Source organism: Cognatiluteimonas telluris (assembly GCF_011320095.1).
In the GTDB taxonomy this organism is placed as follows: Bacteria; Pseudomonadota; Gammaproteobacteria; order Xanthomonadales; family Xanthomonadaceae; genus Cognatiluteimonas; species Cognatiluteimonas telluris.
This window is the reverse complement of the sequence record NZ_JAANOY010000013.1, coordinates 1-22999: the sequence shown is the minus strand read 5'-3', so window position 1 is coordinate 22999 and position 22999 is coordinate 1. Positions and strand designations below refer to the sequence as shown.

The window sequence follows — 22999 nt, the reverse complement described above, 5'->3', positions numbered from 1 at the left end:
TGCTGCGATGTGGACGTTTGCGACGTGGAGGTTCAGGCGGGCCGCATGGCGCGGCAGTCGCGTCCGCCAAAAACAAGACCGCGGCGCATCGCTGCGCCGCGGTCGGAATCGTTGCTTATCGACGCAGGCCCAGTTTCTGGATCAGGGCCTTGTAGCGCTCGCCGTCCTTGCGGTGCAGATAGTCGAGCAGGCTGCGGCGGCGGTTGACCATCATGAGCAGGCCGCGACGGCTGTGGTGGTCCTGCTTGTGGGTCTTGAAGTGCTCGGTGAGCTGGGTGATGCGGGCGGTCAGGAGGGCGACCTGGACTTCCGGCGAACCGGTGTCGTTGGCACTGCGCTTGTTTTCCTCGATGACCTTGCTGGAGTCGATGGACATGGTGACCTTCTGGTGATGCGTGGTCGGCAGGAACGTCGAGCTTGATTGCTCGATGCACCGCCAGGCCCGCCGCGTGCGGATGGAACTCGGAGGTGTTGCGGATGTGCTGTTGCGGACGCGCCACCGGCGCGGGCGAAACAGCCGCGGGATTGTAGCTCGCGGGGCCTTTGCGGACAAGGCGCCGACGCACTCGGACGGGTCTGGCGGGTGCCACCCAGTCGGTGCGAACGCCAATCGCATCGGGACGGGCCGGGAGTGTGGCTCCGTGGGCTGGCCCCGACCTCAGGCCCTTCCCTCCCCGGGCGCTCCGCCGGGCAAGGCATGCGTTGAAACCGTTGTCCGGCTCAACAGCAGCCGCAGCGCCATCCGGAGATCAGGACACCGTCTCACGCTGCGGCTGGACGCAGGCCCAGGCGAACAGCCGCTGCGGGCGCAGGCGGCCCGCGTCGTCGACCTCGCCCAGGCCCAGCGCGCGGCCTGCGGCATCGAACATCGCCACGCTGCCGGCAGGTGCGAAGCCGCCCGCCAGCGACTGCCCCTGCCCCAGCCGGTGCGCCTGGGCATCGTCGATCCGGACCTCCGGCCAGGCGCTCATCCCGGCCTCGATCGGAAGCAGGCAGGCGTCGAGGCTGCGTTCGCCACGCTCGGCCAGCGCCTGCAGCGCATCCAGCGTCCACATGCGCGGGTCGCGGAACGGATCGACCCACAGCCGCCGCAGCTGCGCGACGTGCGCGCCGCAGCCCAGCAGTTCGCCGAGGTCGCGCACCAGGCTGCGCACGTAGGTGCCTGAACCGCATTCGACATGCAGCCGCAGCAGCGAGGCGCCGCCAGCTTCGACCGGGGTGTCGAGCAGGTCGGCGGCCGATTGCAGTTCGAACGCATGCACGTCGACTTCGCGCGTTTCCATCTCGATGGTTTCGCCGCGCCGCGCCTTGGCGTACATCGGCTCGCCGCCGCGCTTGAGCGCGGAGAAGATCGGCGGGCGCTGCTGGATGCGGCCGGTGAGTTCGCGCAGTGCGGCGTCGATGCGATCGATGGTGAGCGTCGGCACCGGGCGTTCGCGCAGCAGCCGGCCTTCGGCATCGTCGGTGTCGGTGACCACGCCCAGGTGCGCGACGGTGTCGTACGCCTTGCGCGCGCCGAGCAGGCCGCCGGCGATCTTGGTCGCCTCGCCGAAGCAGACCGGCAGCAGGCCGGTGGCGAGCGGATCCAGGCTGCCGGTATGCCCGGCCTTCTCGGCGCGGAACAGGTGCCGCACCCGCTGCAGCGCCTGGTTGGAGCTGAGCCCCTGCGGCTTGTCGAGCAGCAGGATGCCGTGCAGCTTGCGGAAGGCGGTGCGCGGCTTGGAGGTCATCGGGGGGATTGTAGGCAAGCGCACACCGGACGTGGGGCGCTTGTGGGAGCGGCTTCAGCCGCGAGGCCTGGCCGTCCGCAAAAACGGCTTGAGCCGCAAACCGTCGCCCTTCGCAGGAGCGGCTTTTCAGCCGACAGCCGTTGGGGATATTAGCTGATGAGGTGATGCAATTCCGAACCGCAGGGCTTCGCGTGCAGTGTATGGCGAAGGGCTCGCGGCTGAAGCCGCTCCCACAGGAGCGGAAGCGGGAGCGGGAGCGCGACTATTCCGGTTTTTCGTCGCTGTCCGCCGGGGCTGTGTCGGGCAGGTCGCGCAACAGGTTGTCGATGCGCTCGCCGCGGTCGTAGGAGGCGTCGTACTGGAAGTGCAGCTCCGGCACGTGCCGCATCTTCACCGACTGGGCCAGCTGGTAGCGGATTTCCGGCGCCAGCGCCTTCAATGCCTTCATCGCCTCGGGCGCGCGCTCGGGCTGCAGCGCGGTCACGAAGATCTTGGCGTGTTCCATGTCGCGGGTGACTTCGACGTCGGACACGCTCACCGACGGCAGGCCATGGTTGCGCACGGCTTCGTGCACGAGCGTGCCCAGTTCACGGCGGAGCTGGGCGGAAACGCGATCGCTGCGGTGGAAGGATTTGTGCGCCATGCCAGCGATCGCTTACAGCGTCCTCTGCACTTCGATGCGCTCGAAGCACTCGATCTGGTCGCCCGGCTTGATGTCGTTGTACGCCTTGACGCCGATGCCGCACTCGTTACCGTTGCGGACTTCGTCGACGTTCTCCTTGAAGCGGCGCAGCGACTCGAGCTCGCCTTCGAAGATGACGGTGTTGTCGCGCAGCACGCGGATCGGCTTGTTCCGGCGGACCACGCCCTCGACCACCATGCACCCGGCGACGGCGCCGAACTTCGACGAACGGAACACGTCGCGCACTTCCGCGGTGCCGATGATCTCTTCGCGGATCTCGACGCCCAGGATGCCGGACGCGACCTGCTTCACCTGGTCGATGACGTCGTAGATGATCGAGAAGTAGCGCAGGTCCACGCCGCTGTTCTCGATCACCTTGCGCGCCGAGGCGTCGGCGCGGACGTTGAAGCCGATGATCGTGGCCTTGGAGGTCGCCGCCAGCTGGGCGTCGGACTCGGTGATGCCGCCGACGCCGGAACCAATCACGTTGATGCGGATCTGCTCGTTCGACAGCCCCACCAGCGCTTCGCGCAGTGCCTGCACCGAGCCCTGCACGTCGGCCTTGACGATCAGCGGCAGGCTGAGCTGGGTTTCGGCCGCGCCCATCTGCGCCATGATGTCTTCCATGCGGTTGCCCGCCTGGCCGACCAGGCGCGTCTCGCGACGCTTGGCATCGCGCTGCTGGGCGACGTCCTTGGCCAGGCGCTCGTCGGCGACCACGACGAAATCGTCGCCCGCGTCCGGCACGCCCGACAGGCCGAGCACCTGCACCGGGATCGACGGGCCGGCGTCGGCGACCTGCTTGCCGGTTTCGTCGAACAACGCACGCACGCGGCCGTACTGCACGCCGCAGACCAGGTAATCGCCCTTGGCGAGCGTGCCCTGCTGCACCAGCACCGTCGCGACCGGACCGCGGCCCTTGTCGAGCGAGGATTCGATGACGACACCCGACGCGCGGCCTTCGCGCGTGGCCTGGAGTTCGAGCACTTCGGCCTGCAGCGAGATCGAGTCGAGCAGGTTGTCCACGCCCAGCCCGGTCTTGGCCGAGAGTTCGACCATCTGGGTGTCGCCGCCGAAGTCCTCGGCGACCACGTCCTGGGCGAGCAGTTCGTTCTTGACCCGCAGCGGATCGGCGTCGGATTTGTCGATCTTGTTGATGGCCACGATCAGCGGCACGTTGGCCGCCTTGGCATGCTTGACCGCCTCGATCGTCTGCGGCATCACGCCGTCGTCGGCAGCGACCACCAGCACGATGATGTCGGTGAGCTTGGCGCCGCGCGCACGCATCTGCGAGAACGCCGCATGGCCCGGTGTGTCGAGGAAGCTGATCGTGCCCTTGGGCGTTTCGACGTGGTACGCGCCAATGTGCTGGGTGATGCCGCCGGCTTCGCCGGAGGCGACCTTGGTGCGGCGGATGTAATCCAGCAGCGAGGTCTTGCCGTGGTCGACGTGGCCCATGATCGTGACCACCGGCGGGCGCGGCTCACGCTCGCCCTGCGACTCTTCGACGTGCGCGAGCAGTGCGTTCTCGACGTTGTCGGCGTCGGCGTGGACGACCGTGTGGCCGAGTTCCTCGACGACCAGCGCCGCGGTGTCGTGGTCGATCGTCTGCGTGATCGTGGCCATGACGCCCATCTTGAACAGCGCCTTGACCACGTCGCCGCCCTTGAGCGCGAGCTTCTGCGCCAGGTCCGCAACGGTGATCGCATCGCCGACGGCGACTTCGCGCACGATCGGTGCGGTCGGGCGCGAGAAGCCATGCACGCCGCCGCCGCTGCGCGACTGCTCGTTCTGCCGGCGCGGCTTGGGCTTGCCACGCACGCTGGTGGTGCGGCGCGCGCGCTCGGAGGCACTCAGGTGCAGCTGGCCGGCGAAACGCGCGGCGGCGCCTTCATCGTCCTCGACGCCCGCCACCATCGCGTGCGAACCACGATTGGGCTTGTGCTTGTGGCCGGCCTTGTCGTCGACGCGGGGCGCCGCTGGCTTGGGATGGCCGTGGCCGTGGGTGTGCGCGGTCTTGCGCGCGCCTTCTTCCTCGGCGGGAACGGCAGCGGCGATCGCAGCCTGGGCCTTGGCGGCCGCGGCTTCGGCTTCCAGGCGCGCGCGCTCGGCGGCTTCCGCGGCGCGGCGCTTGTCGGCCTCGGCCAGCGCCTGCTGCTCGGACAGGTTGCGCTGCTTGGATTCCTCCAGCTTGCGCAGGATCTCCGCGTGCTCGTCGGTCTGCGGGTCCCCGCCGACTTCGGTCGGCTTGACCAGCGTGACCTTCTTGCGCACCACCACGTCGACCGTGCTGCGGTTCTTGCCGCCGCCGACGGTCAGTTCCTGCTTGCGGCTGCGGCTGAGCGTGATCTTCTTGGGCGCCGCGGCATCCTCGACAGGCTTGTCGGCCTTGCCGTGGGTGCGACGCAGGAAGCCGAGCAGCTTCATCTTCTCGGTGCTGGTGACGACCTGGTCGGGACCCTCGAAGCGCATGCCGGCTTCTGCCAGCTGCTCCAGGAGTTTCTCGACCGGTGCGTTCACCAGTTCGGCCAGCTTGCGGATCGTGGTCTGTTGCGACATGCGGAATTCGTGTCCTGTGGCGCGGGCTTCGGCCCGCACGAAAAATCAACTGTTCATTGTAGTCTCGACGCGCTTGGACCCTGCCGGCGGTGCCGCCGGACCGGCCCGACGGCTCAGCCTTCCCGCTCCAGGCGGGCGATCTCCTCGGCACGCGCCGCCAGGATCAGCGCCGCGGCACGGGTTTCGTCCAGCCCTTCGATCCCGAACTCGGCCACCTCATCGGCGCCGAACTCGCCCAGGTCGTCCGCCGTGCGTACGCCATGGCCGGCGAGCGCGAACGCGGTCTCGTCGTCCATGCCTTCCAGCGCCAGCAGGTCCTCGGCCGGCTGGTGCTCGTCGGCTTCCTCCTCCACCGCGAGCGCATCGTTGAGCAGCGCGTCGCGGGCACGGGCGCGCAGCTCCTCGACGATGTCCTCGTCGAAGCCTTCCACCGCCAGCAATTCGCCGACCGGCACGTAGGCGATTTCCTCGACGGTGCTGAAGCCTTCGGCGACCAGGATGCCGGCGATTTCCTCGTCGACCTCGAGCTTGTCCTGGAACAGCGCCTTGGCCGCGGCCTGCTCGGCCTCGGACTTGGCGGACACCTGGTCCTGGGTCATCACGTTGAGCTGCCAGCCGGTCATGCGACTGGCCAGGCGCACGTTCTGGCCGCCGCGGCCGATCGCCTGGGCGAGCTTGTCCTCGGCGACGGCGAGGTCCATCGAGTGCTTCTCTTCGTCGACGATGATCGACTGCACCTCGGCCGGCGCCATCGCATTGATCACGAACTGCGCCGGGTTGTCCGACCACAGCACGATGTCCACGCGCTCGCCGTTGAGCTCGTTCGACACCGCCTGCACGCGCGAACCGCGCATGCCGATGCACGCGCCGATCGGATCGGTGCGGTTGTCGTACGCCAGCACGGCGATCTTGGCGCGGTCGCCCGGATCGCGCGCGCAGGCCTTGATCTCGACCAGGCCCTGGCCGACTTCCGGCACCTCGAGCTTGAACAGCTCGATCATGAATTCCGGCGCGGCGCGGCTGATGAACAGCTGCGGGCCGCGCGGCTCGGTGCGCACGTCGAACAGGTAACCGCGCACGCGGTCGCCGGCGCGCAGCACGTCGCGCGGAATGCCCTTGTCCTTGGGGATGAAGGCCTCGGCATTGCCGCCGAGGTCGACGAAGATGTTGCCGCGCTCCACGCGCTTGACGATGCCAGTGACGAGCTCGCCGACGCGATCCTTCCACTGGTCGACGACCTGCGCGCGCTCGGCTTCGCGCACGCGCTGCACGATGACCTGCTTGGCGGCCTGGGCGGCGATGCGGCCGAAGTCCGGGTTTTCGATCTGCTCTTCGATGTAGTCGCCGACTTCGGCGCCTTCGCTCTCGTCGAGCGCGTCCATCAGCCGCACCTGGCGGTCCGGCGATTCCATCACCACGTCGTCGGCGACGACTTCCCAGCGGCGGAAGGTTTCGTAGGTGCCGTCCTTGGGATCGATCGCGACGCGCACGAGCACGTCCTGCTCGGGATAGCGCTTCTTCGCCGCCGACGCGAGCGCGGCTTCGATCGCTTCCAGGATCACGGATTCCGGCACGCCCTTTTCATTGGCGACCGCATCCACCACCAGCAACAGTTCCTTGCTCATTCTTCAATCACTCCGCACGGGACGGCTTGGCCGCCGGCTTCTTGGTTGGTGTCTTGGTCCCGGCCGCCTTCTCGCGGCCGGTCTTCTTTGCCTTGCCCGGGCGCAGGTCGCGGCCGGATTTGTCGATGGCGGGCGCGAGCCCCAGTGCCGCCCAGTCGGGCACCAGCCGCGCCTTCTCGATGTTGTCGATCGACGCCACGAACGGCTGGCCGTCGACGTCGAAGGTGATCGCGTCGCCCTGGACCGCGGTGATCGCGCCCTGCAGCCGGCGGCGTCCGTCCTGCGGCAGCTTCAGCGTCACCTTGGCGGTCTCGCCGCTGAAGCGCGCGAACTGCGCGGCGGTGAACAGCAGCCGATCGACGCCGGGCGAAGAGACTTCGAGCGTGTAATGGCCGCTGATCGGATCGGCGACATCCAGCTGCGCGGAGACTTCGCGGCTGGCCGCTTCGCAATCCTCGATGCCCACCATGCGCCCGTCGGCGGCGTCTTCGGGCACGTCGATGTACAGGCGCAGCAATGCGCCGCCGGGCGACGGCAGGTATTCCGCGCCCAGCAGCTCCAGCCCGAGCGACTGCACGGTGGGCGAAAGCAGCGCGGCGATGTCCTGGGCCTTGTCGGTCATGTCGATGGAACCTGCGATCTCCAGTAGTGGCGTGGCCCGGAAACGACAAAGGGCCCGATGGGCCCCTTGTCCGATACCGCTGGAGTTCGGTGCGGACGGCGTCGGAAACGCCTCCCGCGAAAGCCCGATCCCTGCCGCAGATGCGGCCAGCCTTCGCCTGAAAATGAAAAAGGCTCCGAGGAGCCTTTTTCGCCAGCGAGAGCTGGTAGCGGGGGCAGGATTTGAACCTGCGACCTTCGGGTTATGAGCCCGACGAGCTGCCAGACTGCTCCACCCCGCAGCAGAGGAGCGGGATTATGCTGATCCGCGCATCGGATTGCAACATCAACCGCTGAACGCCTGCTGGCACCAGGTCATCAGCGGGTTCCAGAACAGGCCCAGCACCAGCAGCGCGAGCGCGTTGGCGGCGAAGGCGACCTGCAGCGGGCGGTCCCTGCGCGGCACCAGTTCGCCGACCGGCTCGTCGAAGTACATCACCTTGACCACGCGCAGGTAGTAGAAGCAGCCGATCACGGCGCACACGATGCCGACGATCGCCAGCCACAGCATTCCGCCATCGATTGCCGCCCGAAGCACTGCGAGCTTGGCCCAGAAGCCGAGGAACGGCGGGATGCCGGCCAGCGAGAACATCACGCACAGCACCATCGCCGCCAGCCACGGGCTGCGCGCGTTCAGGCCCTTGAAGTCGTCGATCTCGTCGGCTTCGAAGCCCTGGTTGGACAGCACGATGATCGCGCCGAACGCGGCCGCCGACATGATCGCGTAGACGATCACGTAGAACATCGCGGCGGCATACCCGCCCGCGTTGCCGCCGGCGAAACCAAGGAAGACGAAGCCGATGTGCGACACCGCCGAGTAGGCCAGCATGCGCTTGAGGTTGGTCTGCATCAGCGCGATCAGGTTGCCGACCACCAGCGATGCGACGGCGAGCCCGGCGATCAGCAGGCGCCAGCGGTCGTCGAGCGGACCGACGCCGCCTTCGAGCAGGCGGAAGGCGAGTGCGAACGAGGCCAGTTCCGGCGCCGAACCGATGAACAGCGTGATCGGCGTCGGCGCGCCCTGGTAGGTGTCGGGCACCCACATGTGGAACGGCGCGGCACCGAACTTGAAGGCGATGCCGGCGATGGCGAATACGGTGCCGGTGAGCAGCAGCGTGGTCTCGGGCGAGGCGGCGATCGCGCCACGCAGCAGCGCCAGGTCCAGCGTGCCGGTCGCGCCATACAGCAGCGACAGGCCGTAGAGCAGCAGGCCCGACGACAACGAGCCGAGCACGAAATACTTGATTGCCGCTTCCGAAGCCAGCGGGCTGTCGCGATCGATCGCCACCAGCGCGTACGAGCACAGCGCCAGCATCTCCAGGCCGAGGTAGACCATCACCAGGTTGCCGGCGGAAATCAGCAGCATCATCCCGGCGACCGCGAACAGCATCAGCACCGCGACTTCGCCCTGGTACAGGCCACGCTGGCGCAGGAACGGCCAGGCGTAGACCAGTGCGAGCGCCGTCAGCAGGCATGAGCCGGCCTTCAGCACGTCGGACATGGGGTCGCGCACGAACATGCCATTGAGCACCGTGCCATGACCGCCGACGCCTGCGGCCGCCAGCCACGCGGCGGCCAGCAGCAGGCCGATCGCCAGCAGGTGGGTGACGATCCGCTTCGATTCGCCCAGGAACAGGTCGAGCATCAGCAGCGCGAACGCGCCCCCTACCAGCACCAGCTCGGGGAGCAGCGGCAGCAGGTCGGCGGCGGTGGGCATGGTCGTCATTCGGCGACTTCTCTCTGTGCGCTTAGAGCTTGGTGGCGGCGAGCTGGCTCGCCAGGTGCGCGATGGAAGGCTCCATCATGCTGGTCAGCGGTTTCGGCCACAGGCCGATCAGCAGCACGCCGGCGGCGAAGGTGCCGAGCACGATCCACTCACGGGCATTGATGTCGCGCATTTCCGCCACGTGGGCATTGCCGACGTCGCCCCAGATCACGCGCTTGGTCAGCCACAGCGTGTAGGACGCGCCGGTGATCAGCGTGGTCGCGGCCGCGAACGCCAGCAGCGGATGCTTCTGGAAGGTGGCCAGGATGACCATGAATTCACCGACGAAGCCACTCGTGCCCGGCAGGCCCGAGTTGGCCATCGCGAACAGCACCCAGAACATCGCGAACCACGGCATCACGTTAACCACGCCGCCGTAGTCGCGGATCATGCGGGTGTGCATGCGGTCGTAGAGCACACCGACGCAGGAGAACATCGCGCCGGAGACGAAGCCGTGCGAGATCATCTGCACCATCGCGCCCTGCAGGCCGAGCCGGGCGGCGTCGGTGTTGCCGAAGTCGCGCACCAGGCCGAAGGCGATGAAGGTGCCCAGCGTCACGAAGCCCATGTGGGCGACCGACGAATAGGCGATGAGCTTCTTCATGTCTTCCTGGACCAGCGCGACCAGGGCGACGTAGACGATCGCGATCAGCGACAGCGCGATCACCAGCCACGCCCACTGGTGTCCGGCGTCGGGCAGCATCGGCAGGGTGAAGCGCAGGAAGCCGTAACCACCGATCTTCAGCATGATCGCGGCCAGGATCACCGAGCCGCCAGTCGGCGCTTCCACGTGCGCGTCGGGCAACCACGTGTGCACCGGGAACATCGGCACCTTGACCGCGAACGAGATCAGGAACGCGAAGAAGATCCAGGTCTGCTCCTGCATCGTCAGCGGCAGCGCGTACATGTCCGCGAGTTGCCAGCTGCCGCCCTTCAGGTACAGGTAGATCAGCCCCACCAGCATGAACACCGAGCCGAGGAAGGTGTACAGGAAGAACTTCAGTGATGCATACACCCGGCGCGGGCCGCCCCAGACGCCGATGATGATGAACATCGGGATCAGCATCGCCTCGAAGAACACGTAGAACAGCATCGCGTCCAGGGCCGCGAAGATGCCGATCATCAGGCCTTCGAGGATCAGGAACGCGGCCACGTACTGGCTGGCGCGCTTCTCGATCACGCTCCAGGCGCCGATCAGCACCAGCGTGGTGGTCAGCGTCGTCAGCGCGATGAGCGGCACCGAGATGCCGTCGACACCCAGGTGGTAGCGGATGTCGTAGCTCGGGATCCACGCCCGCTGTTCGACGAACTGCATGCTCGCGGTGCCGAAGTCGAAGCCGGTCAGCAGCGGCACGCTCAGCGCCAGCGCCACCAGCGCGGTTGCCAGCGCCACCCAGCGCGCGGCTTGCGGGCGGTCGTTGCCGAGCAGCAGGCACAGCACGCCGCCGAGGATCGGCAGCCAGACCAGCAGGGTCAGCAGCGGGAAGGCACTCACGTCGCGGATCCTTGATCGGACAGGTTCGGGGATTGGGTCGTGCGCGTGCTCATGGCGACCACCACATCAGCATGCCGAGCATCGCGATCAGGCCGAGGATCATGGCGAACGCATAGTGGTAGAGGTAGCCGGACTGGCTGACCCGCAGCACGCCGGCGACGATGTCGACCAGCCGCACGCTGCCGTTGACGACCGCGCCGTCGATGACCTTCTCGTCGACCACGCGCGAGACCTTGCCGAGCCTGATGCCACCGCCGGCGAAGCCGTCGATCCACAGCGCATCCATGCCGTACTTGTCCTGCAGGATGCGCACCGGCAGCGAGAAGAATTCGCGGGCGCGGCCGTGCAGCTCCGGCTTCCACCAATAGAACACCGTGGCGACCAGGAATCCGGCAAGCGCCAGCCAGAACGTCGGGCCGGCGAAACCGTGCAATGCATACAGGAACGGGCCGTGGAATTCTTCCGCGAGCTTGCCGATCACATCGCGCGCAGGCGCCACGTCGATGGAACCCAGGAAGAACGGCAACTGCTTGGCATGCCCGAGCATGTCGGTGCCGAACAGCATCGGGCCGACGGTCAGGAAGCCGATGATTGCCGACGGGATCGCCAGCAGGATCAGCGGGATCGTGACCACCCATGGCGACTCGTGCGGTTCGTGGCCATGGCCGTGCCCGTGGTCGTCGTGGTGGGCGACCTCGTCATGCGCATGGTGCGGATCATCGGACGCCACGTGCGCCGCATCGGTGACGTCAGCATGGGAATGTTCCCCGTGCGCAGCGCCGGCATCCCACCGCGGCTTGCCGGCAAAGGTCAGGTACATCAGGCGGAAGCTGTAGAGCGCGGTCACGAAGGCGCCCAGCAGGACCGACCAGTAGCCGTACGTCGCCACCCAGTCGTGCGCCTCGTGCGCATGCTCGGCGGCCGCCTCGATGATCGTGTCCTTGGAATAGAACCCGGCGAAAAACGGCGTGCCGACCAGCGCCAGCGTGCCGATCAGGCTGGTCCAGAAGGTGATCGGCATGCGCGTGCGCAGGCCGCCCATCTTGCGCATGTCCTGCTCGTGGTGCATGCCGATGATCACGCTGCCGGCGGCCAGGAACAGCAGCGCCTTGAAGAATGCGTGCGTCATGAGGTGGTAGACCGCCGCCGAATAGGCTGAAACGCCCAGCGCGACCGTCATGTAGCCCAGCTGCGACAGCGTCGAATACGCGACCACGCGCTTGATGTCGTTCTGCACGATGCCGATCAGGCCGGTCCAGAACGCGGTGGTGGCGCCGATGAAGAGGATGAAGTTCAGCGCCGTCTGCGACAGTTCGAACAGCGGCGACATCCGCGCCACCATGAAGATGCCCGCGGTGACCATGGTCGCGGCGTGGATCAGCGCCGAGATGGGGGTCGGGCCTTCCATCGAGTCCGGCAGCCACACGTGCAGCGGCACCTGCGCCGACTTGCCCATCGCGCCGACGAACAGGCACAGGCAGATCACCGTCGGCACCGACCACTCGTGCCCGGTGAAGATCGGCACCGTCAGCCCGGCGATGGTCGGCGCATTGGCGAAGGCGACGCCGTAATCCAGCGTCCCCAGCCAGTACAGCACGCCGGCGATGCCGAGCAGGAAGCCGAAGTCGCCGACGCGGTTGACCAGGAAGGCCTTGAGGTTGGCGAAGATCGCCGTCGGCCGTTTGAACCAGAAGCCGATCAGCAGGTACGACACCAGGCCCACCGCTTCCCAGCCGAAGAACAGCTGCAGGAAGTTGTTGGACATCACCAGCATCAGCATCGAGAACGTGAACAGGCTGATGTAGCTGAAGAAGCGCTGGTAGCCCGGATCATCGGCCATGTAGCCGATGGTGTAGACGTGCACCAGCAGCGAAACGAAGGTGACGACCACCATCATCATCGCACTGAGCTTGTCGACCATGAAGCCGACGTTGGCGTGGACGCCGCCGACATCGAACCAGCTGTAGACGTTCTCGTTGAATGGCGGCGCGCCCTGCCCCACCAGCTGCCACAGCACCCAGGCCGACAGCACGAAGCTCACCGCCACGCCGAGGATCGTGCAGCTCTGCGCGCCGACGCGGCCGACCTGCTTGCGGAACAGGCCCGCCAGCAGCGCGCCCAGCAGCGGCGCCAGCACGATGGCCAGCAGCACGCCTTTCGAAATCACATGCTCGACGCCCGGCATCGGTCAGCCCTTCAGTGTGTCGATGTCGGCGACGTTAATCGTCTGCCGGTTGCGGAACAGCGTGACCAGGATCGCGAGGCCGATCGCGGCCTCCGCGGCGGCCACCGTCAGGATGAAGAACACGAACACCTGCCCAGCCGGATCGCCGAGCTGCCGCGAGAAGGCGACGAAGTTGATGTTGACGGCGAGCAGCATCAGCTCGATGCACATCAACAGCACGATTACGTTCTTCCGGTTGAGGAAGATGCCGGCGAGGCTGATGCAGAACAGCGCCGCGCCCAGCGCCAGGAAGTGCCCGAGCGACAGATGGCTGGCAACGGAAGTCAGGGCCTGGGGCGTCATGGCGTGGCGTCCTCGCTGGAAATGTCGTCCGCCGCCGGTCGCACCGAAGCCATCTTCACCATGCGCAAGCGGTCCTCCGGGCGTACGCGGGTCTGCCACGCCGGATCCTGGTGCTTGGTGCCGGGCGTGCGGCGCAGGGTCAGCATCACGGCCGCGATCACCGCGATGGTCAGGATCACCGCGGCGACTTCGAACGGCAGCAGGAAGTCGGTGAACAGCGCCTGCGCGAGCCAGGTGGTGTTCGGCAGGTCGGCCGCGCCATGCGCCATCGCCACGTTGTCGGTGAATGGCACCGCCGCGCGGGCGCGGATGCCGATCAGCACCAGCATCTCGACCAGCATCACCACCGCCACCAGCAATCCGACCGGCAGGTAGCGCACGTAGCCTTCGCGGATCCGGGCGATGTCGATGTCCAGCATCATCACCACGAACAGGAACAGCACCATCACCGCGCCGACATACACCAGCACCAGCGCGATGCCGAGGAACTCGGCGCCGGCGAGGATCCAGGTGCAGGCGACGGTGAAGAAGGTCAGCACCAGGAACAGCGCGGCCTGCACCGGATTGCGCACGCCGATCACCGCGACCGCGGACATCACGGCGGCGGCGGCGAAGGCGTAGAAGGCGAGCAACGGGTAATCCATCAGGTCTCTCGCGTGCTCAGCGGTACGGGGAGTCGGCCAGGCGCCGGGCGGCGATCTCGGGCTCGAGGCGATCGCCCAGCGCCAGCAGCTGCGGCTTGGTGACGATGTTCTGGCCACGCTGGTCGAAGTGGTATTCGAGCAGGTGCGTCTCGACGATCGAATCGACCGGGCAGGATTCCTCGCAGAACCCGCAGTAGATGCACTTGAACAGGTCGATGTCGTAGCGCGTCGTGCGGCGGGTGCCGTCGCTTCGCTGCTCCGAGTCGATGGTGATCGCCAGCGCCGGGCACACCGCCTCGCACAACTTGCAGGCGATGCAGCGCTCCTCGCCATTGGGATAGCGGCGCAGCGCGTGCAGGCCGCGGAAACGCGGAGACTGCGGGGTTTTCTCCATCGGGTACATCAGCGTGTACTTGGGACGGAACAGGTATTTCAGCGTCAGCCACATGCCCTGCAGCAACTCGATCAGCAGCAGGCTGCGCAGGTAATGCACCGCGCGGGCGAACGGGGAATGGCGGTCTGCCACGGTGGCCATCAGTGCCCTGCCTCGAACACGCCGTAATACGCCATCAATGCGGTCACGCAGATCCAGGCGATGGTGATGGGAATGAAGACCTTCCAGCCCAGCCGCATGATCTGGTCGTAGCGGTAGCGCGGGAACGTCGCCCGGAACCAGATGAAGACGCTGGCGAAGAAGAACACCTTGGCGAACAGCCACCACCAGCCGTCGACCGACAGCAGCGGAATGCCCAGGCCGTGCAGCGGGCTGAGCCAGCCGCCGACGAAGAAGATCGAGGTCAGGAAGCTGACCAGGATCATGTTGGCGTACTCGGCCAGGAAGAACAGCGCGAACTGCGAGCCGGAGTATTCGACCATGTGGCCAGCCACGATCTCCGACTCGCCCTCGACGACGTCGAACGGCGCGCGATTGGTCTCGGCGACGCCGGAGATGAAATACACCAGGAACAGCGGCAGCAGCGGCCACATGAACCACTCGAACATGCCGGCGTTGCCCGCCTGCGCCATCACGATGTCGGTCAGGTTCAGGCTGCCGGCGGCGATCAGCACCCCGACCATCGCGAAGCCCATCGCGATCTCGTAGCTGACCACCTGCGCGGCCGAACGCATTGCGCCGAGGAAGGCGTACTTCGAGTTAGACGCCCAGCCGGCGATGATGATCCCGTACACGCCCAGCGAAGTCATCGCCAGCAGGTACAGCAGGCCCGCGTTGGCGTTGGACAGCACGACCTGCGCGTCGAACGGCACCACCGCCCAGGCCGCGAACGCCGGCGCCAGGGTGATCAGCGGCGCCAGCACGTACAGCACCGGCTGCGCCTGCGAGGGCTGGATGACTTCCTTGAACAGCAGCTTGAACACGTCGGCGAAGGCCTGCAACACGCCGCGACCGACGTACATCGGCCCGTGGCGCACGTGCATCCAGCCGATCAGCTTGCGTTCCCACACCACGTAGAAAGCGACCGCAACGATCACCGGCATGGCGATCGAGAGCACCTTCAGCACGATCCAGGCCAGCAGGCCGATCATGCCGAACGACAGCAACCAGTCACGGAACGGGTCGACCACGAGTGTCATCGGATTCATGCCGGCGTGACCTCCACCCGGGTGGACGCCAGTGCGGCTGTCGCGCCATAGCCGGATTCGACCCAGGCGCAGCCCGGCGCGACGCGATCGCTGATCGCGACCGGCAGCGCCGCGGTGCCGACGTCGTTGCGGACCTTGGCGACGGCATTGGCCGCCACGCCGAGCACCTGCGCGTCGGACGGATGCAGCGTGATGCGCGCGCCCAGCGTCAGCGGGTGCGCCTGCAGCGCGGCGGCGCGGCGGACCACGGCGTCGGTGCGATAGATGGCCTGGGAGACGATCAGTTCCAATCCGCCTGAGCCCGAAGCACGCGCGGCATCGGTGGACTGCGCCGGATGGGCCTTGTCGGCCATTTCGAGGGTTTCCAGCTCATCGACCTGGAACCAGCTGCTGGGACTCGGCGGGTGCGCCGCCTCCGCACCAGGGGACGCCGGCGACGGCGCCATGGACGCGCGCAGGCCCGCCATGTCGGTGAACTCGAATCCAGGCACGCCGAGCGCGCCACCCAGCGCACGCAGCACGCGCCAGCCCGGGCGGGCGTCCCCGGGCAACTTGCCGCCCGCGACGGCGCGCTGCTCGCGACCCTCGAGGTTGGTGAGCGTCGCCTCGATTTCCGGCAGCGCGCCGATCGGCAGGATCACGTCGGCGATCGCGCGCGTGGATTGGCAGGCGAACTGGCTGAAGGCGACGACCTGCGCCTTGCCCAGCGCCTGCATCGCCAGCGCCTGGTCGGCGAAATCCAGTCCGGGCTCGATGCCATACAGCACGTAGGCGCTGCGTGCGTCACGCAGCATCGCCTGCGCATCGCGCGAACGCGGCAGGACGCCCGCGCGCGCCAGGCCGAGCGCATTGGCGCCCTGCGGGATGCGGCACACGGCGGCATTGCGGGCGCTGGCGAACTCGCGCGCGGCCGCACGGATCGACGCGGCCTGCGCCCCGCTTTCGGCCAGGCTGCCGACGATGACCACGGCATGGTTCGGGCTGCCCAAGTCCACCCGTGCCAGCGCCGCGGCAAGGCCGGACGGCGGCACGATCTGCTTGCTGGCGATGTCGAATGCGAATTCGAAATCCACCGGGTTGACCACGTGCACCCTGGCGCCGCGCAGTGCGGCCTTGCGCACGCGGGCGTGCAGCAGCGGCAGTTCATGGCGCAGGTTGGAGCCGACGATGACTATCGCGTCGGCCTGTTCGATCTCTGCCACCGGCATCGCGAAGGCTTCGGCGACGGCGCGGCCCGACACGTCACGCTGGCCGATGCGGTGGTCGAGGTTGCCAGTGCCCAGCGCCTGGGCCAGGCGGGCCAGCAGCGTGCCCTCTTCGTTCGAGGTCGCCGGGTGCACCAGCATTCCGAGTTGATCGGCGCCGTTGTCGCGCAGGATCTGGGCGGCGCGTGCCAGCGCTTCGTCCCAGCTCGCCTCGCGCCAGTCGCTGGCGTCGCCGCTGTTGCCAACGCGCAGCATCGGCTTCATCGCCCGGTCCTCGGCGTACAGGCCCTGGTGCGAATAGCGGTCGCGGTCGGACAGCCAGCATTCGTTGACGGCTTCGTTGTCGCGCGGCACCGCGCGCAGCACGTCGCCGCGCCGCACGTGCAGGAACAGGTTGCTGCCCAGCGCGTCGTGATAGCCGAGGGATTCCTTGGCGATCAGTTCCCAGGGACGCGCGCGGAAGCGGAACACCTTGTTGGTCAGCGCGCCGACCGGGCAGACGTCGATGACATTGCCCGAGAGTTCCGTCGCCAGCGGCTTGCCGTCGTAGGTGCCGATCTGCAGGTTCTCGCCGCGCAGCATGCCGCCGAGCTCATACGTGCCGGCGATCTCGCCGGTGAAGCGGATGCAGCGCGTGCACTGGATGCAGCGCGTCATGTCGGTCGCGACCAGCGGACCGAGGTCCTCGTCGGCCACCACGCGCTTGCGCTCGCTGAACCGGCTGACCGAGCGGCCATAGCCCAGCGAGAGATCCTGCAATTCGCACTCGCCGCCCTGGTCGCAGACCGGGCAGTCGAGCGGATGGTTGATCAGCAGGAACTCCATCACGTTGCGCTGCGCCTTGAGCGCCTTGTCGCTGCGCGTGCGCACCTTCATGCCGTCCATCACCGGCGTGGCACAGGCGGGCGACGGCTTGGGCGCCTTCTCGACCTCGACCAGGCACATGCGGCAGTTGGCGGCGATCGCCAACTTGTCGTGGTAGCAGAAACGCGGGATCGGGATGCCGGCCTTGTCGGCGGCATGGATGATCATCGAACCCTTGGGCGCGGCGAGCTCGACGTCGTCGATGAAGACGGTGACATGGTCCGGCGGCAGGTTCGGATTGACGGGCTGCGCGCTCATGCCGCCACCTTCGCTTCGACCACGTTTCCGGTGCGCTGGTCGTCGACCAGGAAGCGGCGGTTGACGATCGCGTACTCGAACTCGCTCCAGAAATGGCGCAGGAAACCCTGCACCGGCCACGCGGCCGCTTCACCGAAGGCGCAGATGGTGTGACCTTCGATCTGGCCGGCGGCGGCCCTGAGCATCTGCAGGTCGTCCAGCGAGGACTGACCGTCGACGATGCGGGTAAGCATGCGGTACATCCAGCCGGTGCCTTCGCGGCATGGGGTGCACTGGCCGCAGGATTCGGCCATGTAGAAGCGCGCGATGCGGTGGCAGGCGCGCACCATGCAGGTGGTTTCGTCCATGACGATCACCGCGCCAGAGCCGAGGCCGGAGCCGGCCTTCTGCAGCGCGTCGTAGTCCATGGTCAGCGACATCATGGTGTCCGCCGGCAGCACCGGCATCGAGGAGCCGCCCGGGATCACCGCCTTCAACCTGTGCCCGTTGCGCACGCCGCCGGCCATCTGCAGCAGGTCGGCGAAGCTCGTGCCCAGGCGGATCTCGTAGTTGCCCGGCTTGGCGACGTGGCCCGAAACCGAGAACACCTTCGGCCCGCCATTGTTGGGCTTGCCGAGGTTGAGGAACCACTCGGCGCCGTTGCGGATGATCGCCGGCACCGAGGCGTAGGTCTCGGTGTTGTTGATCGTGGTGGGCTTGCCGTACAGGCCGAAGTTGGCCGGGAACGGCGGCTTGTAGCGCGGCTGCCCCTTCTTGCCTTCCAGCGACTCCATCAGCGCGGTCTCTTCGCCGCAGATGTAGGCGCCGGCGCCGAGCACGTTGTGGATGTCGATGTCGATGCCAGTGCCGAGGATGTTCTTGCCCAGCCAGCCGTTGGCGTAGGCCTCGCGCGTCGCCTCTTCCAGGTGCTCGAAGGGCTCGTGGTGGAACTCGCCGCGCAGGTAGTTGTAGGCCGCGGTGCTGCCGGTCGCGTAGCAGGCGATCGCCATGCCCTCGAGCACCGCGTGCGGGTTGTAGCGCAGGATGTCGCGGTCCTTCGCCGTGCCGGGCTCGGACTCGTCCGAGTTGCAGAGGATGTATTTGGTGCCCGGCGCCTTGGGCATGAAGCTCCACTTCAGGCCGGTCGGGAAGCCCGCGCCGCCGCGGCCGCGCAGGCCGGACTGCTTGACCATGTCGACCACGGCCGAAGGCTCGATCTTGTCTTCGAGGATCTTGCGCAGCGCGCTGTAGCCACCGGTCTTGAGGTAGTTCTCGTACGACCACGGCTTGTCGAAGTGCAGCGTCGTGTAGACGACGTTGTGCTCCTGCGGCGCCGGGCCGACCGGGCCGGTGGGTTCGGCGTAGTGACTGTCGTGGCCCATCGCTTATTTCAACCCGTCCAGGAGCTCGTCGACCTTCGCGGTATCGAGCTTCTCGTGGTAATGACCGTTGATGACCATCATCGGTGCGCCGCAGCAGGCCGCCAGGCACTCCTCCTCGCGCTTGAGGAAGATGCGGCCGTCGGCGGTGGATTCGCCGAGCCTGCAACCGAGCTTCTTCTCCGCGTGCTGCACCAGCGCTTCGGCGCCATTGAGCCAGCAACTGATGTTGGTGCAGAAGGCGACGTTGTTGCGTCCGACCGGATGGGTCTCGAACATCGAGTAGAACGTCGCCACCTCGTACGCCCACACCGGCGGCAGCCCCAGGTACTTGGCCACGCCAGCGATCAGGTCGTCGCTCAGCCAGCCGCCGTTCTGCTCCTGCGCCGCGTGCAGGCCCTGCAGCACGGCCGAGCGCTTGCGCTCCGGCGGGAACTTCGCGATCCAGTGGTCGATGTGCGCACGCGTGGCATCCGACAGGACCACCATCGGATCGACGTTGCGCGCGTTTTCGAAATTGCCTGTCGCTTTCATCGATCCTTACCTGTCGATCTCGCCGAACACGACGTCGTAGGTGCCGATCATGGCGACCACGTCCGGCAGCATGTGTCCGCGTACCACGGTGTCCATCGACGAAAGATGGGCGAAGCCGGGCGCGCGCAGGTGCACGCGGAAGGGCTTGTTGGCGCCGTCGGAGACCAGATAGCAGCCGAACTCGCCCTTCGGCGCCTCGACAGCGCAGTACGTTTCCCCGGCCGGCACGCAGTAGCCTTCGCTGAACAGCTTGAAGTGATGGATCAGCGCTTCCATGTCGTCCTTCATCTCCTCGCGGGAGGGCGGCGCGACCTTGAAGTTGTCCAGCATCACCGGGCCCGGATTGGCCTTCAGCCAGGCGACGCACTGCTGGATGATCCGCGCGCTCTGGCGCATCTCGGCCACGCGCACCAGGTAACGGTCGTAGCAGTCGCCATTGGTGCCGACCGGGATGTCGAAGTCGATTTCGGAATAGCTCGCGTACGGACGCTTCCGGCGCAGGTCCCACTCGACGCCGGAGCCGCGCAGCATCGGGCCGGTCATGCCCCAGGCCAGAGCCTTCTCCGGCTCGATCACGCCGATGCCGACGGTACGCTGCTTCCAGATGCGGTTGTCGGTGAGCAGGGTCTCGTACTCGTCGACGCGCTTGGGGAAGTCGTGCGCGAAGGCCTGCAGGTAATCCAGCATCGAGCCTTCGCGCCACTCGTTGAAGCGCTTGAGCTTCTCGCCCTTGCGCCACGGCGATTCGCGGTACTTGGACATCTGCTCTGGCAGGTCGCGATAGACGCCGCCCGGGCGGTAGTAGGTCGCGTGCATGCGCGCGCCCGAGACCGCCTCGTAGACATCCATCAGCTCCTCGCGCTCGCGGAAGGCGTACAGGAAAACCGCCATCGCACCCAGGTCCAGGCCGCTCGACCCGATCCACATCAGGTGGTTGAGGATGCGGGTGATCTCGTCGAACATCGTGCGGATCCACTGCGCGCGCACCGGCGCCTGGATCCCCATCAGGGTCTCGATCGCACGCACGTAGGCGTGCTCGTTGCACATCGGCGAGACGTAATCCAGCCGATCCATGTAGCCGATCGACTGATTGAACGGCTTGGACTCGGCCAGCTTCTCGGTGCCGCGATGCAGCAGGCCGATGTGCGGGTCGGCGCGCTGCACGACTTCGCCGTCCATCTCCAGGATCAGGCGCAGCACGCCGTGCGCCGCCGGATGCTGCGGGCCGAAGTTCAGCGTGTAGTTGCGGATCGCCTTCTGCGCCTCGGCGGCGTTGCTGGCGAACAGCATGCCTTCGGGCTGGATCGCCGGATTGATCGAATTCACTTCTCGGCCTCCGCGGGCGTCGGCGTGGGGCCGGTGGAACGCAGCGCCGCATCGGCGGGGCCGAGCGTGCTGCCGACCTTGAGGTCGCGATCCTCGCCGGCGGCGGTGGCATAGCGCGCGTCGTCGCGGATCACGCGCGGCACCAGCACGCGCGGCTCGACCGAGGTCACCGGCTCGTAGATCACGCGCTGCTTCTCGGCGTCGTAGCGGACTTCGACATTGCCGATCAGCGGGAAGTCCTTGCGGAACGGATGGCCGACGAAACCGTAGTCGGTGAGGATCCGGCGCAGGTCCGGATGGCCTTCGAAGATGATGCCGAACATGTCGAACGCTTCGCGCTCGAACCAGTTGGTGCCCGGCCACAGGTCGGTCACCGACGGCACGATCGGCAGGTTGTCGTCGGGCGCGAAGCAACGCACGCGCAGGCGGCGGTTGTGCGAGATCGACAGCAGTTGAGCGACGACCGCGAAGCGGCGCGCGGGCGCGTCGATGGCCGTCTCGCCCTGCGGCTGCGCGGCCTGCTGGCTTGGCCGCTGGCCGTAGCCGAAGCGCCCAGGACCGCGCCCTTCGACGCCGCGCGAGAAGCCCTCGGACGAGACGCTGGTGTCCCACTCGTCGCTGCCATGGCCCAGGTAATCGATGCCGCACAGGTCGACCAGCTGCTCGAAGCCGAACTCGTCGCGCAGCGCGCGGCAGGCGTCGTGCCAGGCGGCGGCCTCGAACACGATGCCGACTTCGCCGCGCGGCGATGCGACATCGACCGGCGCATCGGCAAAACGCGCGCGCAGCTGTTCGACGAAACCGGCGGTCGTGCGATCCATCAGCGCTGGCCCGTCTTGGTGTCGCCGAAGTTCGTCGCCCGGCGGATCTTCTTCTGCAGCTGCAGGATGCCGTAGGTCAGCGCTTCGGCGGTCGGCGGGCAGCCCGGCACATAGATGTCGACCGGCACGATGCGGTCGCAGCCGCGCACCACCGCGTAGGAATAGTGGTAGTAGCCGCCACCGTTGGCGCAGCTGCCCATCGAGATCACCCACTTGGGATCGGGCATCTGGTCGTAGACCTTGCGCAGCGCCGGGGCCATCTTGTTGACCAGGGTACCGGCCACGATCATGACGTCGGACTGGCGCGGCGACGGGCGGAACACGACGCCAAAGCGGTCCAGGTCCAGGCGCGCGGCGCCGGCATGCATCATCTCGACCGCGCAGCACGCCAGGCCGAAGGTCATCGGCCACATCGAGCCGGTGCGCGCCCAGTTGAGCAGCGCGTCGGAGGTGGTGGTGACGAAGCCGCGCTCGAGCAGCGGGTTTTCGCCGGCGGGCATCAGGATGTCGTCCACGCGGCCTTCCGGCAGCGGGTTGTTCATCAGCCCATCGATCGTCTTCAGCACGCTCACGGCGTCACTCCCATTCCAGCGCGCCCTTCTTCCAGACGTAGGCGAATCCGATCACCAGCAGCGCCAGGAACACGCCCATCTCGACCAGGCCGAACGGCCCGAGGGTGCGGAACACCAGCGCCCACGGAAACACGAAGGCGATTTCCAGGTCGAAGACGATGAACAGGATCGCGATCAGGTAGTAGCGCACGTCGAACCGCATGCGCGAATCCTCGAATGCCGGGAAGCCGCATTCGTAGGGCGAGAGTTTCTCGGCGGTCGGCCGCTTGGGGCCCAGCACGTTGCCGATCACGATCAGCGCCACGCCGATGCCGGCGGCCACGATCAGGAACAGCAGGGTCGGCAGGTATTCGGCCAGCACGTGCGTCCTCTTCCTCTGCGTTCCTGCCGCGGAGCCGACCGTGTCGGCGGCCCCGGGACAGGGAAATACAACCGTAATGGTGCCCAAAGGGGGACTCGAACCCCCACGACCTAAGTCGCTACCACCTCAAGGTAGTGCGTCTACCAATTCCGCCATCTGGGCAAATGCAGGTTCGGCCTCCTGGCCTGCGCCGTGCGATCCATGCGCGGCGTGACAAAGCGATCCTCTAAATTTTATCCGACCAGCGCGCTTCAGCCACCCGAAGCCGGTGGTGCCGGCGACGGCGCGGCAGGCGCCTGCGATGGCGCCATCGGCGCGGTCGGCACGCTGGCGTCGGGCGCCGCGGTCGAAGGCGTCGCGGGGGCGGCCTGCGCCGGTGCGTTCGGCACGGACGTGTTGCCGGTGGCCGGC

At 67.3% G+C, this 22999-nt stretch carries 19 protein-coding genes, 2 tRNA genes and 2 pseudogenes; 1 reads left to right on the top strand and 22 read right to left on the bottom strand.

Annotated elements, in window-relative coordinates:
• Positions 1 to 115: 115 nt before the first annotated feature.
• The 22 genes and pseudogenes from rpsO to G7B67_RS08165 all read right to left on the bottom strand — a co-directional run bounded on the left by rpsO (position 116) and on the right by G7B67_RS08165 (position 22750).
• Positions 116 to 376, bottom strand: a complete 261-nt coding sequence (gene rpsO, locus G7B67_RS08270) for a 30S ribosomal protein S15 (protein ID WP_166210712.1) — start codon at positions 374 to 376, stop codon at positions 116 to 118.
• Positions 377 to 749: 373 nt separating this feature from the next.
• The gene (truB, locus tag G7B67_RS08265) at positions 750 to 1730 is read right to left on the bottom strand and encodes a tRNA pseudouridine(55) synthase TruB (protein WP_166210709.1); all 981 of its coding nucleotides are present in this window, start codon (positions 1728 to 1730) and stop codon (positions 750 to 752) included.
• A 262-nt stretch (positions 1731 to 1992) separates the two neighbouring features.
• Positions 1993 to 2373, bottom strand: a complete 381-nt coding sequence (rbfA, locus tag G7B67_RS08260; protein WP_166210706.1) for a 30S ribosome-binding factor RbfA — start codon at positions 2371 to 2373, stop codon at positions 1993 to 1995.
• Positions 2374 to 2385: 12 nt separating this feature from the next.
• Complete coding sequence (gene infB, locus G7B67_RS08255) at positions 2386 to 4971, bottom strand: translation initiation factor IF-2 (RefSeq protein ID WP_166210703.1); 2586 nt, start codon at positions 4969 to 4971, stop codon at positions 2386 to 2388.
• Between the two features lie 113 nt (positions 4972 to 5084).
• Positions 5085 to 6596, bottom strand: coding sequence for a transcription termination factor NusA (gene nusA / locus G7B67_RS08250; RefSeq protein ID WP_166210700.1), 1512 nt, complete (start codon positions 6594 to 6596; stop codon positions 5085 to 5087).
• A gap of 7 nt (positions 6597 to 6603) precedes the next feature.
• Positions 6604 to 7218: a ribosome maturation factor RimP gene (locus G7B67_RS08245; RefSeq protein ID WP_166210697.1), complete on the bottom strand. Its 615-nt coding sequence runs from the start codon at positions 7216 to 7218 to the stop codon at positions 6604 to 6606.
• Positions 7219 to 7421: 203 nt separating this feature from the next.
• Positions 7422 to 7498: transfer RNA gene (locus G7B67_RS08240), tRNA-Met, on the bottom strand.
• A gap of 44 nt (positions 7499 to 7542) precedes the next feature.
• Entirely contained in the window at positions 7543 to 8982 is a 1440-nt protein-coding gene (gene nuoN, locus G7B67_RS08235) for an NADH-quinone oxidoreductase subunit NuoN (protein ID WP_166210694.1), read from the bottom strand.
• 22 nt (positions 8983 to 9004) lie between these two features.
• The gene (locus tag G7B67_RS08230; protein ID WP_166210691.1) at positions 9005 to 10516 is read right to left on the bottom strand and encodes an NADH-quinone oxidoreductase subunit M; all 1512 of its coding nucleotides are present in this window, start codon (positions 10514 to 10516) and stop codon (positions 9005 to 9007) included.
• A 49-nt stretch (positions 10517 to 10565) separates the two neighbouring features.
• Entirely contained in the window at positions 10566 to 12701 is a 2136-nt protein-coding gene (gene nuoL / locus G7B67_RS08225) for an NADH-quinone oxidoreductase subunit L (RefSeq protein WP_166210688.1), read from the bottom strand.
• A 3-nt stretch (positions 12702 to 12704) separates the two neighbouring features.
• On the bottom strand, positions 12705 to 13043 hold the full coding sequence (nuoK, locus tag G7B67_RS08220; protein WP_166210685.1) for an NADH-quinone oxidoreductase subunit NuoK: 339 nt from the start codon (positions 13041 to 13043) through the stop codon (positions 12705 to 12707).
• On the bottom strand, positions 13040 to 13690 hold the full coding sequence (locus G7B67_RS08215; RefSeq protein WP_207780894.1) for an NADH-quinone oxidoreductase subunit J: 651 nt from the start codon (positions 13688 to 13690) through the stop codon (positions 13040 to 13042). Before G7B67_RS08215 ends, nuoK begins: the two co-directional genes overlap by 4 nt.
• 13 nt (positions 13691 to 13703) lie before the next feature.
• Positions 13704 to 14222, bottom strand: coding sequence for an NADH-quinone oxidoreductase subunit NuoI (gene nuoI / locus G7B67_RS08210; protein ID WP_166210679.1), 519 nt, complete (start codon positions 14220 to 14222; stop codon positions 13704 to 13706).
• Positions 14222 to 15289: an NADH-quinone oxidoreductase subunit NuoH gene (nuoH, locus tag G7B67_RS08205; RefSeq protein WP_166210676.1), complete on the bottom strand. Its 1068-nt coding sequence runs from the start codon at positions 15287 to 15289 to the stop codon at positions 14222 to 14224. Before nuoH ends, nuoI begins: the two co-directional genes overlap by 1 nt.
• Complete coding sequence (gene nuoG, locus G7B67_RS08200) at positions 15286 to 17616, bottom strand: NADH-quinone oxidoreductase subunit NuoG (protein WP_166210673.1); 2331 nt, start codon at positions 17614 to 17616, stop codon at positions 15286 to 15288. Before nuoG ends, nuoH begins: the two co-directional genes overlap by 4 nt.
• Positions 17613 to 18977, bottom strand: coding sequence for an NADH-quinone oxidoreductase subunit NuoF (nuoF, locus tag G7B67_RS08195; protein WP_166210670.1), 1365 nt, complete (start codon positions 18975 to 18977; stop codon positions 17613 to 17615). The genes nuoG and nuoF overlap by 4 nt, the downstream gene beginning before the upstream one ends.
• 3 nt (positions 18978 to 18980) lie before the next feature.
• Positions 18981 to 19508 (bottom strand): NADH-quinone oxidoreductase subunit NuoE, encoded by a 528-nt coding sequence (gene nuoE, locus G7B67_RS08190; RefSeq protein WP_166210667.1) that lies wholly within the window; start codon positions 19506 to 19508, stop codon positions 18981 to 18983.
• A gap of 6 nt (positions 19509 to 19514) precedes the next feature.
• Complete coding sequence (locus G7B67_RS08185; RefSeq protein ID WP_166210799.1) at positions 19515 to 20798, bottom strand: NADH-quinone oxidoreductase subunit D; 1284 nt, start codon at positions 20796 to 20798, stop codon at positions 19515 to 19517.
• Positions 20799 to 20926: 128 nt separating this feature from the next.
• Positions 20927 to 21655 (bottom strand): annotated as a pseudogene (locus tag G7B67_RS08180) (NADH-quinone oxidoreductase subunit C); the annotation flags it as partial.
• Entirely contained in the window at positions 21655 to 22197 is a 543-nt protein-coding gene (locus G7B67_RS08175) for a NuoB/complex I 20 kDa subunit family protein (RefSeq protein WP_425482425.1), read from the bottom strand. The pseudogene G7B67_RS08180 and the gene G7B67_RS08175, both read right to left, overlap by 1 nt.
• A 34-nt stretch (positions 22198 to 22231) precedes the next feature.
• On the bottom strand, positions 22232 to 22588 hold the full coding sequence (locus tag G7B67_RS08170) for an NADH-quinone oxidoreductase subunit A (RefSeq protein ID WP_166210658.1): 357 nt from the start codon (positions 22586 to 22588) through the stop codon (positions 22232 to 22234).
• A gap of 77 nt (positions 22589 to 22665) precedes the next feature.
• Positions 22666 to 22750: transfer RNA gene (locus G7B67_RS08165), tRNA-Leu, on the bottom strand.
• A 48-nt stretch (positions 22751 to 22798) separates the two neighbouring features.
• On the opposite strand from G7B67_RS08165, the pseudogene G7B67_RS08160 reads away from it, so the two are divergent.
• Positions 22799 to 22999: pseudogene (locus G7B67_RS08160) on the top strand (hypothetical protein); the annotation flags it as partial.